Origin of the sequence: Paenibacillus sp. FSL R5-0744 (assembly GCF_037972555.1) — a bacterium.
In the GTDB taxonomy this organism is placed as follows: domain Bacteria; phylum Bacillota; class Bacilli; order Paenibacillales; family Paenibacillaceae; genus Paenibacillus_AQ.
Genome location: NZ_CP150228.1, coordinates 3100025 through 3113289, shown reverse-complemented (window position 1 = coordinate 3113289; position 13265 = coordinate 3100025). Strand labels below are relative to the sequence as shown.

Below are 13265 nucleotides of genomic sequence, written 5' to 3'. Positions count from 1 at the left end.
CAGAATCCTCCTAATGGCTTCCAAGTGATATTATAAAAGATTAAGCAGATAGCGCAGACTAATCTCCAGACTCTCAAAAGGATCACGACGGCAAACATCTTGCTCTACTACATACCATTCAACACCTGTTCTACGGCAAGCTGTAATAATCTCACCGTAGTTCATATTTCCTTCACCGATCTCAGCAAAGACTTGCTGTCTGTCTATAATCGCCATATCCTTTAAATGGACAACCTGCATTCTGCCTTCAACTTTACGTATCCATTCTTCCGGACTCGCGCCACCTGCCTGCACCCAATATAAATCAAGTATGAAACCAACTGATGGATCAGTCTCATTGAGCAATACTTCCATTCCAGTAGTACCTTCAAAGCGTTCAAATTCAAAATCATGATTATGATAAACAAATTGCAGACCGTGTTGTTCTTTTAATGTTATTGCAATTTCAGATATCAATTTCGCAAAGTTCCGGTAGCTTTCAAGTCCCGTACGAAATTCTTCTGGTAAACTTCCAAGTCCAATATATTTGCAATTCCACAGCTTATGCTCTGCGGCAAGCGCATCCAGATCATTCACTAACCGATCCCAGGACACATGGGTCGCACATATAGCCAGCCCCGCTTCATCCGCATATTCTTTAACGAGCATCGGATTAATCGGTCCAATGGATGAAATCTGAATGCTCTCATAACCCATTGCCGATACCTTTTGAAAAGTTGATCTTAAATCCTCCGCAGTTTGAGTATAATCACGTAACGTGTACATTTGAGCCGCTATCGTCGAACGTTTCATAGGATTTAACCTCTCTCTTTCGATTTAATGAGTTCCTTTAACATTCAATGTTTTAGTTTCTGAGGTTTCCTTTTGGAAAGTCGAGTTTTTTACTTTTTCCATCAGCTTATCGTAGAATAAATCCGAATCCATCGGAAGCTCCACCCAATTGTCCGTCCAAGCCGATAAATACATGGCATTTGAAAGGGTTAGCCCCTTAATCCCTTCCTCCCCGGGAGCAAGTAATGCCTCATCATGCAAAATGGCATTCGTAAAGTTCCGTAGAATTCCTTTATGCTGCTCCCCTCCGCCATCTTGTACAGGTATCTCACATTTCCAACATTCCGGACTACCGAAACCTCCCGTAAACTCTGCGTTGAACTGCGGCTCCGGTGTACGCAAACGCCAAAAGGTTAGCTTCCCGTCTTCCACTACGATTTTTCCATTATCGCCATTGATTTCAAAACGATTAGTTCCCGGTGCCTCTCCAGTTGTAGTAATAAACAGACCTGTAGCGCCATTCTCGTATTCCACATAAGCGGTTACATCATCTTCAACCTCAATGTTGCGATATTTTCCAAAGTGGCAAAATGCTCTTATCCGCTTCGGCATCATGCCTGTCGTCCATTGCCATAAATCTAGCTGATGAGGATCTTGATTAAGCAATACCCCGCCACCTTCACCCGCCCATGTCGCCCGCCAGCCACCAGAATTATAGTAGTTCTGCGATCTATACCAGTCGGTAATAATCCAATTCGTCCGGCGGATCTCACCTAACTCACCAGACTGAATAAGATCTCTCAGCTTCTGATACAAAGGATTTGTACGCTGATTATACATGATTCCAAATTTGCGGTCAGACTGTGCTGCAGCATCATTCATCTGTTGAACAGCTTTCGTATAAACACCTGCCGGCTTCTCCACTAGTACATGATAACCATGCTGAAAAGCTTCGATTGCAAGTGTAGGGTGATCATAATGCGGAGTACAGATTAATACCGCATCCATGATACGTGACTCGAATAATTCCTTCGGCGTAGAATACTTCCTAACATTCTCAGGTAACTGCTCTTCAGCCCATTTCAAACGTTCTTCTCTTATATCACATACGGCTGTAAGTTCAGCCCCCTTAATCTCACTCAGCAGACTTTGCGCATGTGCGGTTCCCATATTTCCAATACCAATAATCCCATAACGAACTGTACCCATCTCTGATCACTTCCTTATTAATGGTTATGGTTAGAGGATATACTTTATTTAAGGACATGAACATGATCGAAATTAAGAACTATTTGTATTTGAGTAAGATGTTTTAGTTAAATGAAACCGTTATAATGAGGATACAAAAGATTTAAAGGAGTTAAATGATGAACAATTCAGGGAACTTATCAGGACGTCTCCTGCAGAATCTCAAGGTTACTGTGACCCATGCCCAACTTAGTAATAGATATCCCGGATGGAACCGCACGCTGGAAACCCCCGCTTTTAATCGGCTTTATTTTATTGATGGGGGTGAGGGGAAAGTAATTATAAACGGGATTACCTACTACCCGAAGCCAGGTCAGCTAATGATCATGCCTGCGGGGAGCACACAAACTACCGAAACTTCTATCGATGATCCATATATCCGTTATTACTGCCACTTTGATGCTGACATTGGAGAATGGCCCTTATTCCATGCGGAGAAAAAATTATACATCTGTGATTCGTCTAATCCAGATTCAATAAGGGCAACTTTCGTGGAGATGATCGAACAATTTCAAAAAGACGATGTCTTATCTATCCTTCGCACACAGGCTTGTTTGCTTAATCTCATTGCCACTTGTCTTGAATCGAGCGACAGTAGTCACACAGACTTTATGACGCAATTCATACACACCGGAGACCATGGTAAGCTGGCTCATGTGCTCCATTACATCGATAATTGTCTAAATAAGCCCATAGAGATTAATGAACTAGCAGAGCTTGTCCACCTGCACCCGAACTATTTTATACCTTATTTCAAAAGATTCATGGGGGTGACTCCAATGGCCTATGTTCAATTGAAACGTATGGAGCACGCTAAAAGACAGCTTTCTTACACAGATTACAGCATTTCAGATATTGCGGAACAAGTCGGGATGGAATTGGCTCATTTCTCTAAATATTTCAAAAAGACGATGGGTCTATCCCCATCCACTTATCGAAATAGTACGAAGTAATTCACATAGAGATGTTCCTCTGAATGAGATGAACTATAATAAAAAACAGCATGAAACAACATTTTTTTAAGGTGGCGGATGATCATACATATTAGGACAGCTTCATTTAGCGACACACAAGATATTGCAAAACTATCCAGTGAGCTCGGATATCCTTTAAATATCGAACAGCTAGCAGATAGACTTCAAGATATCAGAAATCGTAAAGATCATGTTATTTATGTAGCAGAGTCGGATAGGCAATTAATAGGATGGATTCATGCCAGTGTGCGAATGTTAATTGAATCTCCACCCTTTGTTGAGATTGGTGGTTTAGTGGTCGATCAGCAACATCGCGGAGTAGGAACCGGTAAACAACTTGTTGAAGCCTGTGAACGCTGGGCAGCACAAATTGGAGTGAACAAATTAAGAGTTCGTACAAACCAAACTAGAGAAGATGCCGTACGGTTCTACACACGAATTGGATTCTCACAGAAGAAGGCTCAGTTCGTACTTGATAAGATAATTTAATACATTCGGGACTTTCAGAGAGGGATTTTTATGATTGTTGATACATTACGGGTATTCGTTACTGTAGCTGAGCAAAGCCATTTCTCTAAAGCAGGAGAATTACTGAATCTATCTCAACCCGGTGTCAGTCTACATATCCGGAATCTTGAGAATGAACTAGGCGCAAAGCTTCTACACCGATCTCCGAAACAAGTAAAATTAACCGAAGCAGGTACAATACTTTATAACCACGCCAAACAAATATTGGCCCACTTCGAAGAAGCTCATCAGGAAATACAAATGCTACAGGATGAGGTTACTGGCAGTATACATATTGGTGCGAGCTTTACGATTGGAGAGTATATATTACCCTCAAGACTTGCGGAATTTGCAAATCAATACCCACAAGTCAAGCTTCAGGTGACGATCGGTAATACTGAAGAAATTATTGGTGGGGTAAGAGCCAATGAATTGGATATTGGGTTTATCGAAGGAGAAGCCCATGAGAATGATCTGATCGTTACACCTTACATGAAGGACGAGATGATTATCGTCTCCCCGGCCAACCACCCTTTGTCAAAAATAGTCTCTGTGGAGCAAGGGATGCTACAAAATCAGGTTTGGGTTCTGCGAGAGCTTGGCTCTGGAACGCGTGCTTTCAGTGATCATTTCATTCAAGCAGAAGAGATTTCTGTCAAAAGATCCTATGTCTTCAACAGTAGTCAAGGAGTTAAGGAAGCTGTTGCCTCCGGTTTGGGAATCGCGATGCTCTCCAGATGGATTGTGCGCAAAGAATTAGCAAGTGGTGAAATCTGTGAGCTTCCCATCAGACAACATCATCTTGAAAGACAATTCTCCATCATTCGCCATAAAGAAAGCTCCTCCTCCATGGCTACCCATGTCTTTATTCAAAAACTACTTGTCTCTAGAAAAGATAAGTAGTCAGGTATTTCTAATAACTATGCCGGTCAATCTCATAAAGATTGTCCGGCATTATGTTATTTATTCATCTCTATTATTATGTGATAAAATATAACATTAATATTATATTTCACTTTAAAAATAATATAATAAAATTCATAGCATACACAAGAAATCAATAGATATTCCTTATTAATAGTGTATTTAAGCGTTTTATTAATATGTTAGTAAACTTGTCATTATAATATATTCATAGATATAATCCAATCATGAATCACGTTTATGTAATATAAAATAACATGAATGTGAGAATACATAATCAAATGGGAGGTTACATCTATGAATGGATTACAATCAATGCTCGCCAAAACTACTGTTGCCGCAGGACTCTCTTTCACTCTACTCTTCTCTGCTACAACAATGCTTCCCGTTTCTACCACTTACGCCGCTGAGGTTACCCAAACGATTGAAGGAACGGTTAAGCTTCCAAAGGTCCAAGTCATAGCAACCGGTGGAACTATTGCCGGTAAATCTGTGGATGAGACCAGCTTCCAGAATTATAAAGCCGGGACTTTGTTAATGGAAGATATGGTTAAAGCACTGCCTAACCTTAAAAAGTTCGCCGATGTAACTAGCTATCAATTTGGGAATGCAGGCTCTGGCTCGTATACCATGCAACAACTATACGATCTCTCTTTAAAAGTAGATAAAGCACTAGAAACCCAAGATGGCATCGTTGTTACTACAGGTACGGATACGATGGAGGAAATTGCATATTTCCTTGATCTTACAGTGCGTAGCTCCAAACCTGTCGTAGTAACTGGCTCTATGCGTCCATGGACAGTTATCGGAAGTGACGCTCAGGCCAATCTATTTAACGCTATTAAACTAGCAGCTAGCGGAAAGACGAAATATTACGGTACTGTGCTCATGCTAAATGACGAGATTCATACGGCTAGAGAGGTTACCAAGACGAATGCCTATCGTACAGACACTTTTGAATCTCCACAACTAGGAATCCTCGGATATATCGATGAGAATAATATAAGAATTTATCGGGCGAATTCCAGAGCACTATTGACCGCTGACAAATGGGCAACGCCATTCGATCTAACGAAGATTAAGAGCAGTGATATGCCTAAGGTAGAAATTGCTTATGCTTATCAAGATGCCGGTTCTGGGGCAATTACAGGTTTTGTTCAAGATGGAGCAAAAGGTATTGTAACTTCAGGCACAGGGGCTGGCGGCGTATCTAAAGCTATGGGAGAAGCTCGTACGAAAGCTATTAAGGAAAATGGAGTTATCTTCGTGTCTACCACGCGTACGGGTTCCGGTTCCAACTATGCTTCAAGTGATGGCATAATTGCCGGAGATAATCTGAACGCAGCTCATGCCCGAATTCTATTAGAGCTGGCATTGTCATTCAGCAGTGATTTCAACACGATTAAAGGCTGGTTTGACACATATGGCTCAGGCCAAGTCACCATAGCTGACAAATAAGAACAAACCATTGTTCACACACCAAAAAAAAAAAAAACGATTCATGCCATAAATAGCATGAATCGTTTTTTTACTAAATTTTGCTTAACTCATGTTCAACTAAATGTCCATCTTCCAGATGCAACACTCGATCACACCATTCGAGCATCCGTTCATCATGAGTGACCATTACAGCAGCTTTACCCTCATTCTTTACTTCGTCAGCAATCATTTGCACAACTTCTCTGCCTCGTTTGAAATCTAAGCTTGCTGTTGGTTCATCTGCAAACAAGATTGCAGGTTTATTCATCCAAGCTCTTGCGATAGCTACACGTTGCTTCTCCCCGCCTGATAGTTGCTCAGGATAATGGTTTCGACGTTTCCAGATATCCAGACGCTTCATCAAATCAGCTGCCCGTTCCTTAGCTTCTTTAGAACTCATCTTCCCCTGTTTAGCTACAAAGAGAAGCTGCTCTTCTACCTTCAAGTAAGGCAATAGCTGTGCGCTTTGGAACATAAAGCCTATCTTCTCTAATCGCAGCTCAGTCAGCTCACTTTTACTTTTATCTGTAAGAGATTCTCCGTCTATAAAAATTTCACCACTGGTTGGCGTAAGAAGCGCACCCGCTGCTGATAGGAATGTACTCTTCCCTGTTCCAGAAGGTCCAAGGACAGCAACGAATTCCCCTTCATTGACTATAAGATTCAAATTGTTCAGAACAGATACCGTTGTATCGCCGTCTCCGTAGGTTTTGGTTACTTGCTTCATCAATAATTTCGCACTCATGCTCCAGCCCTCCCAATTGCTTCTAATGCATCTACTTTTGCCACTTTAGCGACAGAAATAAGTGATCCTAAAAGAGACATCCCCACGAACAAGCCGCTGGTTAATAGAATCGTAGAAGGTTCCAGTTGGAACGGCATAGTGTCTGGTAGTACCTGATTCATTCCAAAGGTTAGCAGCAAGCTAATGCTTAGACTTGCAATAGCCAATATCATGACCTGCCCTACAACGCTCCAAGCCAAGTAAGACATTTTTGTACCCATGGCTTTCAGAATGCCAAACTGGCTTGTTTTCTGAATTGTAATGACATAGAAGAATACAGCCAGAACAAAACCAGCGATTACGAACAGGAAGGCAATCATCATAAGCAGTGAACCTTGTTCTGATGAATAACCCGGAATATTAGAGATCGCTTCTTTTTGCTTAATAACTTCCACATTTTTCGTACTAGCAGAGATCTTATCCACTTGCCCTGCGTTTGCATTAAGCGCAATTACATTAAAAGGTGCTCCAGATGTAGCCCCACTACCTTGATTAACACCTTGTCTCATTTCCTGCCAATCTTTATTGTTAATATAGACTACTGGGGTATGGCTGTATGAGCTATTCTCAACATATCCTGTAACTTTAAATTCCTTCCCAGTTGCCTGATCTTGGATCGTGCTACCAATCTTAATGCCCGACTGTTCCAAGTCACGATCAACGATGACACTTCCCTGCGTATCATTCGTAATCTTGTCACCTTCAATCACTTTTGGAGCCAGTAAACCGTTCATATCAACTGCGAAAAAAGTTACGTCTGCTTTAGTATCCGTATCGTTCGTAGTCACTGTACTCATCTGTAGAGCGAGTGAAGAGGCATTATTATCTCCTACTACTGCTCGAACACTATTAAGCTCCGTATCCGTTAACTGAGAACGTCTAAACGTCTGATCCGCATCCTTCTGCACCACGTAATAGTTTGCCGGCATATTCTCTATTGCTGAGATATTAGCATACGCTAATCCTCTGGCCAGCCCCGTTACGAAAAGTACAAGAAAGGAAACCAATAACATGATTACCATTATTAACAGGTATCTGGCTTTAGAATGTCGCATTTCTCTTAAGGCTAGAAACATATTACCACTCCTTCTAATCTGTATAGTCACAGTTTAGAAGATGAAAATGAACGGAGTATGAATAACGAGTTACAAAAGCGGAAGAGTTACAGTAAAGGTCGTGCCTTTGCCAACTGTACTGGATACTTCTATGGTTCCGTTATGTGTCTCTACAATTTTTTGCGTAATCGCCAGCCCAAGACCGCTACTATGCGTTTCTCGTGTACGTGCCCGGTCGACTTTATAAAAACGGTCAAAGATGAGTGGTAATTCCTCAGCAGGAATACCATCCCCAGTATCCGAAAAGGTTACTACACAGTTCCCTTCGTCAAGCTTTGCGGAAATCATAATAGATCCCTCAGCGGGTGTATATTTGATAGCATTAGTAATGAGGTTCATCCACACCTGATACAATAGATTGGAATCGCCATGTACGCTAATATCCGCAAGACTTAAACGAACCGCTAATTGCTTCTCTGTTAATCTCCACTCCATGATTTGTACAACCTGTCGAAGCTGTGCACGCAAATCTATAGGTTTCTTCTGCAAGGAATTCGGATCATAATCGAGGGAAGATAACGTTAGCAGCTGTTTACTAAGCATCGATAGACGATGGCTTTCTTGATCAATAATATTGAGGTACTCTATCCGTTCATCCTCTGGTAATGTAGGATCTTTAAGGGTTTGGGCAAATCCTTGAATAGAAGTTAATGGCGATTCGATTTCATGAGACACATTCGCAACAAACTCTTGACGCGCACGATTGGTCCGTTCCAGCTCACGACTCATAATCATAAAGTGTGAGGCTAACTGGCCAATCTCATCCCGGCGCCAAGTATTTAATTTAATATCATATCTACCTTTTGAAATCCGTTTAGTTGCCGTTGTCAAACGTGTAATGGGTCTGACCACATGCAGTACGCTGATCATGACGAATCCTAGACTGAATAACACGGTAAAACCGATGATGACAGCAAAAAACACGCGCAGTTCACCGAACTGAACCTCTGCATCCGGCCGCATGAATAACGCAAAAGTCTCATTATTGACTTCAATAGGTACGCCTATCGTATTGCGTAATTGATTGTCAAAAAAACCTGTAATAAATGCGCTGTCAGGAAACTCAGCAACACCGTGATACACTTGTCCATTCAGGACCTTCTCTAATTGTTGCGGATCTAAGTCCTCTTTCCGAAATGGCTTGCCGTAAAATCGGGATTTGCCCTCTACATTGGTTAAATAGATCTTATATCCCAGTACAGCTACACTTCGCAGGTAATCCTCCATAGATTCCGGGTGAGATTCTGCAAACTGCTGGATATCAATGGCCATCCCCGTAAGCTTCGCATCGTTCTGCGATTTAATCTGAGCTTGATAATAAATATTAGATACCAAGAAGCCGAGAAGGCTGCTCACCACAATGGCCGAGCAAAAGAGAATGCACATTCTCACATACAAAGACTTCACGAGCTCACCATCTCCAATTTATATCCAATTCCCCGTACCGTCCGAATCACAAAATCATTCTGATAATCCAAAAACCGTTGACGCAATCGCTTGATATGTACATCCACCGTGCGTTCATCACCTTCATAATCCATTCCCCATACTAGTTCAATCAACTCACTGCGTGAATACAGTCTTCCTGGATATTGTGCCAGTTGCGCGAGCAGTTCAAATTCCTTTACCGGCAACAGTAGTACTTCATCACCATCAGTGATCTCATAATTTTTACGATCAATAACTAGTGAATTTAAACGAATCCGATCATCCGAAGCGATGGAATAACGCCGAAATAAAGCTTTGATCCGAAACAACAATTCTTCCGGCTCAAAAGGTTTCGTTACATAATCATCTGTCCCCCGCAAATAGCCTTGTTCTTTATCACTTAGCTGTTGCCGGGCTGTTAACAAAATGATCGGTATATCATACGTTTCTCTTATATGCTGGCATAGCTCTAACCCATCCACATGTGGCATCATCACATCCACAACGGCTAAGTCCGCAATGTTTTCTTTCAGTTTATGTATCGCGTCCCGGCCATCGCTTGCCTCCATTACTTGGTAACCTTCTCTGGTCAATACATGCTTTAATAATGTACGAATATTACTATCGTCATCTGCTACTAAAATCTTTTTCATCGTTTACACTCCCTGAATAACGGATGAACCCATAGTATCAACTTTAAAGGGTTAGAACAACTAAAGAACCGAAAGAGACCATTTTGGGCATTCGTACATATACTACTCTAATAATAACGAACGAATCAGGAGGTAATAAGAACTATGAATTGGACTCCTTTATCTCAGAATAGATCTGATTTCAAACCTATCTGGGCAACCTCTCTTCCTCAAGCATTAAATTTAATCAAAGAAGCTGTGCAAGGTGAACGAAATGATGAGCTTTTCTATGATGAACTTATCAAACTGGCCCCAAATTCCGAGCAAGCCTCCATCATCACCTCAATACGAGATGACGAACGGGGTCACAACTCCATGTTCCGCGGGATGTTCAAAGAAATTACGGGTCAAGATATCACTGGAATTAGTAGTGAACAATATCAACGGATCAGTTCCTATGAAGAAGGTTTAGAAAAAGCACTCCAAGGTGAACTGGCTGCAGTCGAAAAGTATCGCAAAATATGGTTTGGTCTGCCTGTTGGAGTATACCGCGATACTGTTTATGGGATTATATTAGATGAATTAAAACATGCCAGTAAATATAATTATTTACTTACTTTAGATCGAACCACTATATAGTTGAATTAGTCAGAGTCATTATTTAAACCTGAAGGAAAGTGATTATGCTTTCCTTCAAAGAGGTAACAGGCCGTCCCATTAGTCTCTCCATATCTTTTGAAGTAGAAGCTGTATCTATCTTCCCGAGGAATGAATAAATCCAGTGCTGAATGCTTGAATCCTGCCGATGAACGATTCTTTTTCCTGTCAGCTCGGATAATACCTCCGTTAGTTCGCTGAAGTCCCAAGAGCGCGGTGCGGTTAATTCATAAATCTGATTAATATGACCAGTAGTTGTAAGCAAGACCGCCGTAGCTAAAGCGAGATCCTTTCGTGTCACCGAATTAAATAGCCAGTTTCCCGGATAGGTGATTAACTCACCGCTTTGGATCGCCTCTTTCAGACCTAGTACATCCACAAAATCCATATATAAAGCGTTGCGTAGAAACGTATAGTCAATACCTGATTTAAGAATCATCTGCTCTGTAAGTAAGTGAACATGATTAGCTGGAATTTGTCCTTTAGGTGGAAATGCGAAGCTTGTATACAGCAAATGCTTCACCCCTGCCTTTGATGCTGCATGAATAACCTCAGAATGTTGAGTTAATCTGACGTTATCATCGGGATGTGAACTAGAGATGAATAATAGCTCTGCTACACCTGTAAAAGCTTGAATTAGAGTATCAGGCTGATCATAATCGCCAAAGCGAATCTCAACCCCTTTTTCCAAAAGATCATTTGCTTTCTCCGGATCACGAACACATGTGATAATCTTACCTGCCGGCACAAACTGAAGAAGATTGTCTATAATCAAACTTCCTAATTGACCAGTAGCCCCAGTAACCATAATTGACATTACACCCCAACCTTTCTGTTCCATGTTTTCAAGACCACAACATTATTTATATTTAGCCATTGCTAAGCTTTTCTAATAAAACGATGAGTTGCCGAAGCTCTCGTTCATCTAGACCCTGCATACGTTCAGCGACCGCTTGACGATTTCCGGGAAGATGCTCCAAAAGTAATCGTTGTCCTTCAACCGTAATTGTAATAACGCTTTTTCTACCATCCTGAGTATGGTTCGAGCGGGTAATCCAACCATCTTTCTCTAGGGGTATCAGCAACAGACTAATATTAGCTTTGGTAACCCCAATATTGTGAGCCAATGTAGAAGGTAAAATCGTTCCGCCCTGTTTAGATATTTCTACTAGGATACGAATTCTTGCGCCATTTAATCCTTTCGACTGCCAATATTTATCAGAGACAGAAACTAAGCTTGCAGTAGTGTCAACTAAAGTGAAAAATGCCTGAGTATGTAGGGGCTGATTCAATACCAACGGTTGTAAATGATCCATCTTAGATTTTTCAACTCCAATTTAGTTAAGTGCTTAACTTTTTTAAACCATACTACAAGCTCTACTAATTGTCAAAAAAAGAAGCTGCCTCAGCTCGCAGAAAAATTCTACGAATTCGGGCAGCCTCATATCATTAAAGATTTCTTTTAGATTAACACCGTCTTTGTAGACACGGCTTCTTCACTGTATTGTTTAGTCCCTTCTAACACCACTTCAAGCTTAATGATCTCCGAACGGCTGGCTAAACGGATTGGAGGTCCCCAGGTCCCATATCCAGAGGAAACAACGACATGCAATTTATCCTTGCGGAGGTAGCCCCAGTCCAGTTCGAACAACCGCTTGGTGATCCAGTGATTAGGAGCAATCTGTCCACGGTGCGTATGACCTGAGAGTAGAATATCTACGCCTTCTTGGGCAGCGACATCAAATCCGGTAGGCTGATGATCCATCATGATCACAGGACGCGTCAGATCGAGGCCATTCAATAAGGAGTTTACGCTTAATCTACCTCCGGCTTCCATCGTCTCGGCAGTCTTATCTTTTCGACCTACAATATAAGTTCCCGCAACTTCTTCAACCTCATCCTGTAGGACTTTAATGCCTATGCTACTCATTAAATCTGTATATTCCTTAATCGAACCACCGTAATATTCGTGATTGCCCAGTACCGCGTAGACCCCATGGCGTGCTTTTAGCTGCTTTAGCTGTTCACTCATACCATTGCGAATAAAAGGCTCAATACTATCGTCAAGTACATCCCCAGCCAGCAAAATCACATCAGGCTTCATAGCATTCATTTGAGCAACCATTTTTTTGAGATGCCGATTGCCGACGATATTTCCTAAATGCAGATCGGATGCAACCGCGATGGTAAGTGGCGTACTAGTTCCGATAGATTTATCAATGGGAATAGGATGGGTACGAACTACTGTACTCCAAGCGTTGATCGAACCCCAGACTAGAAAAACAACCAGTAATATTAGCAATGTACCACCCGCTTCTGAGACGTAGTGCGTTCGATCGACACCCATCCAGCCCAGCAGCACATATAACAGATCAGCTAATGGCAACATGATAATAGCGAATTCCATGCAAGCTAGATAATACGACCCAATCACCTTAAAGAATCTGGCTAACGGCTTCACTATTGTAGGCCACGGTATCATTCCAACGACATACGCAAAGGCAACAAGCAGGAATAATGTCCAGAACAGAACAGAGGAAGCACCTGAGAACCATTCATGGACAAGCAGCCAACCGTGATACCCAATGTAAAAATTAACAAGGCCCAGAATAAGCAGCATTGCAAACCCTGAAGCTAACATTCGTAATGTTTTCATCGTTCCACTCCCCTTTACCATACTAACTCTATACGTCTTATCTCAAATCATAACACAAACCGTTAACCCAGTATAAATTACGATGCTGTC

General features: G+C 41.6%; 14 protein-coding genes. 5 read left to right on the top strand and 9 right to left on the bottom strand.

Annotated features, from left to right (window positions below; all coding sequences use genetic code 11):
• Window positions 1-30 precede the first annotated feature (30 nt).
• Entirely contained in the window at window positions 31-792 is a 762-nt protein-coding gene (locus MKY19_RS13665; protein WP_339803562.1) for a sugar phosphate isomerase/epimerase, read from the bottom strand.
• A 24-nt stretch (window positions 793-816) separates the two neighbouring features.
• Entirely contained in the window at window positions 817-1980 is a 1164-nt protein-coding gene (locus tag MKY19_RS13660; protein ID WP_339271052.1) for a Gfo/Idh/MocA family oxidoreductase, read from the bottom strand.
• 155 nt (window positions 1981-2135) lie between these two features.
• On the opposite strand from MKY19_RS13660, the gene MKY19_RS13655 reads away from it, so the two are divergent.
• From MKY19_RS13655 to MKY19_RS13640, 4 genes are all read left to right on the top strand, one after another.
• Entirely contained in the window at window positions 2136-2972 is an 837-nt protein-coding gene (locus MKY19_RS13655; RefSeq protein ID WP_339803559.1) for an AraC family transcriptional regulator, read from the top strand.
• 78 nt (window positions 2973-3050) lie between these two features.
• On the top strand, window positions 3051-3482 hold the full coding sequence (locus MKY19_RS13650; protein ID WP_339247880.1) for a GNAT family N-acetyltransferase: 432 nt from the start codon (window positions 3051-3053) through the stop codon (window positions 3480-3482).
• A gap of 30 nt (window positions 3483-3512) precedes the next feature.
• Window positions 3513-4403 (top strand): LysR family transcriptional regulator, encoded by an 891-nt coding sequence (locus MKY19_RS13645; protein WP_076285838.1) that lies wholly within the window; start codon window positions 3513-3515, stop codon window positions 4401-4403.
• 318 nt (window positions 4404-4721) lie between these two features.
• Window positions 4722-5882, top strand: a complete 1161-nt coding sequence (locus MKY19_RS13640; protein WP_076286350.1) for an asparaginase — start codon at window positions 4722-4724, stop codon at window positions 5880-5882.
• A 73-nt stretch (window positions 5883-5955) separates the two neighbouring features.
• On the opposite strand, the gene MKY19_RS13635 is transcribed toward MKY19_RS13640, so the two are convergent.
• From MKY19_RS13635 to MKY19_RS13620, 4 genes are all read right to left on the bottom strand, one after another.
• Window positions 5956-6648: an ABC transporter ATP-binding protein gene (locus MKY19_RS13635; RefSeq protein ID WP_042187892.1), complete on the bottom strand. Its 693-nt coding sequence runs from the start codon at window positions 6646-6648 to the stop codon at window positions 5956-5958.
• Window positions 6645-7742 (bottom strand): ABC transporter permease, encoded by a 1098-nt coding sequence (locus MKY19_RS13630; RefSeq protein ID WP_339803555.1) that lies wholly within the window; start codon window positions 7740-7742, stop codon window positions 6645-6647. Before MKY19_RS13630 ends, MKY19_RS13635 begins: the two co-directional genes overlap by 4 nt.
• Before the next feature lie 90 nt (window positions 7743-7832).
• Entirely contained in the window at window positions 7833-9209 is a 1377-nt protein-coding gene (locus tag MKY19_RS13625) for a HAMP domain-containing sensor histidine kinase (protein ID WP_339803552.1), read from the bottom strand.
• On the bottom strand, window positions 9206-9883 hold the full coding sequence (locus MKY19_RS13620) for a response regulator transcription factor (protein ID WP_339803549.1): 678 nt from the start codon (window positions 9881-9883) through the stop codon (window positions 9206-9208). Before MKY19_RS13620 ends, MKY19_RS13625 begins: the two co-directional genes overlap by 4 nt.
• Window positions 9884-10027: 144 nt before the next feature.
• On the opposite strand from MKY19_RS13620, the gene MKY19_RS13615 reads away from it, so the two are divergent.
• On the top strand, window positions 10028-10501 hold the full coding sequence (locus tag MKY19_RS13615) for a ferritin-like domain-containing protein (RefSeq protein ID WP_076286353.1): 474 nt from the start codon (window positions 10028-10030) through the stop codon (window positions 10499-10501).
• A gap of 22 nt (window positions 10502-10523) precedes the next feature.
• Here MKY19_RS13615 and MKY19_RS13610 read toward each other — a convergent pair whose 3' ends face one another.
• The 3 genes from MKY19_RS13610 to MKY19_RS13600 form a co-directional block, all read right to left on the bottom strand.
• Window positions 10524-11360 (bottom strand): SDR family oxidoreductase, encoded by an 837-nt coding sequence (locus tag MKY19_RS13610; protein ID WP_339803545.1) that lies wholly within the window; start codon window positions 11358-11360, stop codon window positions 10524-10526.
• Window positions 11361-11388: 28 nt separating this feature from the next.
• Window positions 11389-11835 carry a MarR family transcriptional regulator gene (locus tag MKY19_RS13605; protein WP_339803542.1) on the bottom strand — a complete coding sequence of 149 codons (447 nt, stop codon included), beginning with the start codon at window positions 11833-11835 and terminating at the stop codon, window positions 11389-11391.
• 146 nt (window positions 11836-11981) lie between these two features.
• Window positions 11982-13175 carry a metallophosphoesterase gene (locus MKY19_RS13600; protein WP_339247864.1) on the bottom strand — a complete coding sequence of 398 codons (1194 nt, stop codon included), beginning with the start codon at window positions 13173-13175 and terminating at the stop codon, window positions 11982-11984.
• Between the last annotated feature and the right edge of the window lie 90 nt (window positions 13176-13265).

Coding starts and splice junctions, on each gene's coding strand:
- MKY19_RS13665 (WP_339803562.1), bottom strand. CDS start 792: ATGAAACGTTCGACGATAGCGGCTCAAATGTACACGTTACGTGATTAT.
- MKY19_RS13660 (WP_339271052.1), bottom strand. CDS start 1,980: ATGGGTACAGTTCGTTATGGGATTATTGGTATTGGAAATATGGGAACC.
- MKY19_RS13655 (WP_339803559.1), top strand. CDS start 2,136: ATGATGAACAATTCAGGGAACTTATCAGGACGTCTCCTGCAGAATCTC.
- MKY19_RS13650 (WP_339247880.1), top strand. CDS start 3,051: ATGATCATACATATTAGGACAGCTTCATTTAGCGACACACAAGATATT.
- MKY19_RS13645 (WP_076285838.1), top strand. CDS start 3,513: ATGATTGTTGATACATTACGGGTATTCGTTACTGTAGCTGAGCAAAGC.
- MKY19_RS13640 (WP_076286350.1), top strand. CDS start 4,722: ATGAATGGATTACAATCAATGCTCGCCAAAACTACTGTTGCCGCAGGA.
- MKY19_RS13635 (WP_042187892.1), bottom strand. CDS start 6,648: ATGAGTGCGAAATTATTGATGAAGCAAGTAACCAAAACCTACGGAGAC.
- MKY19_RS13630 (WP_339803555.1), bottom strand. CDS start 7,742: ATGCGACATTCTAAAGCCAGATACCTGTTAATAATGGTAATCATGTTA.
- MKY19_RS13620 (WP_339803549.1), bottom strand. CDS start 9,883: ATGAAAAAGATTTTAGTAGCAGATGACGATAGTAATATTCGTACATTA.
- MKY19_RS13615 (WP_076286353.1), top strand. CDS start 10,028: ATGAATTGGACTCCTTTATCTCAGAATAGATCTGATTTCAAACCTATC.
- MKY19_RS13610 (WP_339803545.1), bottom strand. CDS start 11,360: ATGGAACAGAAAGGTTGGGGTGTAATGTCAATTATGGTTACTGGGGCT.
- MKY19_RS13605 (WP_339803542.1), bottom strand. CDS start 11,835: ATGGATCATTTACAACCGTTGGTATTGAATCAGCCCCTACATACTCAG.
- MKY19_RS13600 (WP_339247864.1), bottom strand. CDS start 13,175: ATGAAAACATTACGAATGTTAGCTTCAGGGTTTGCAATGCTGCTTATT.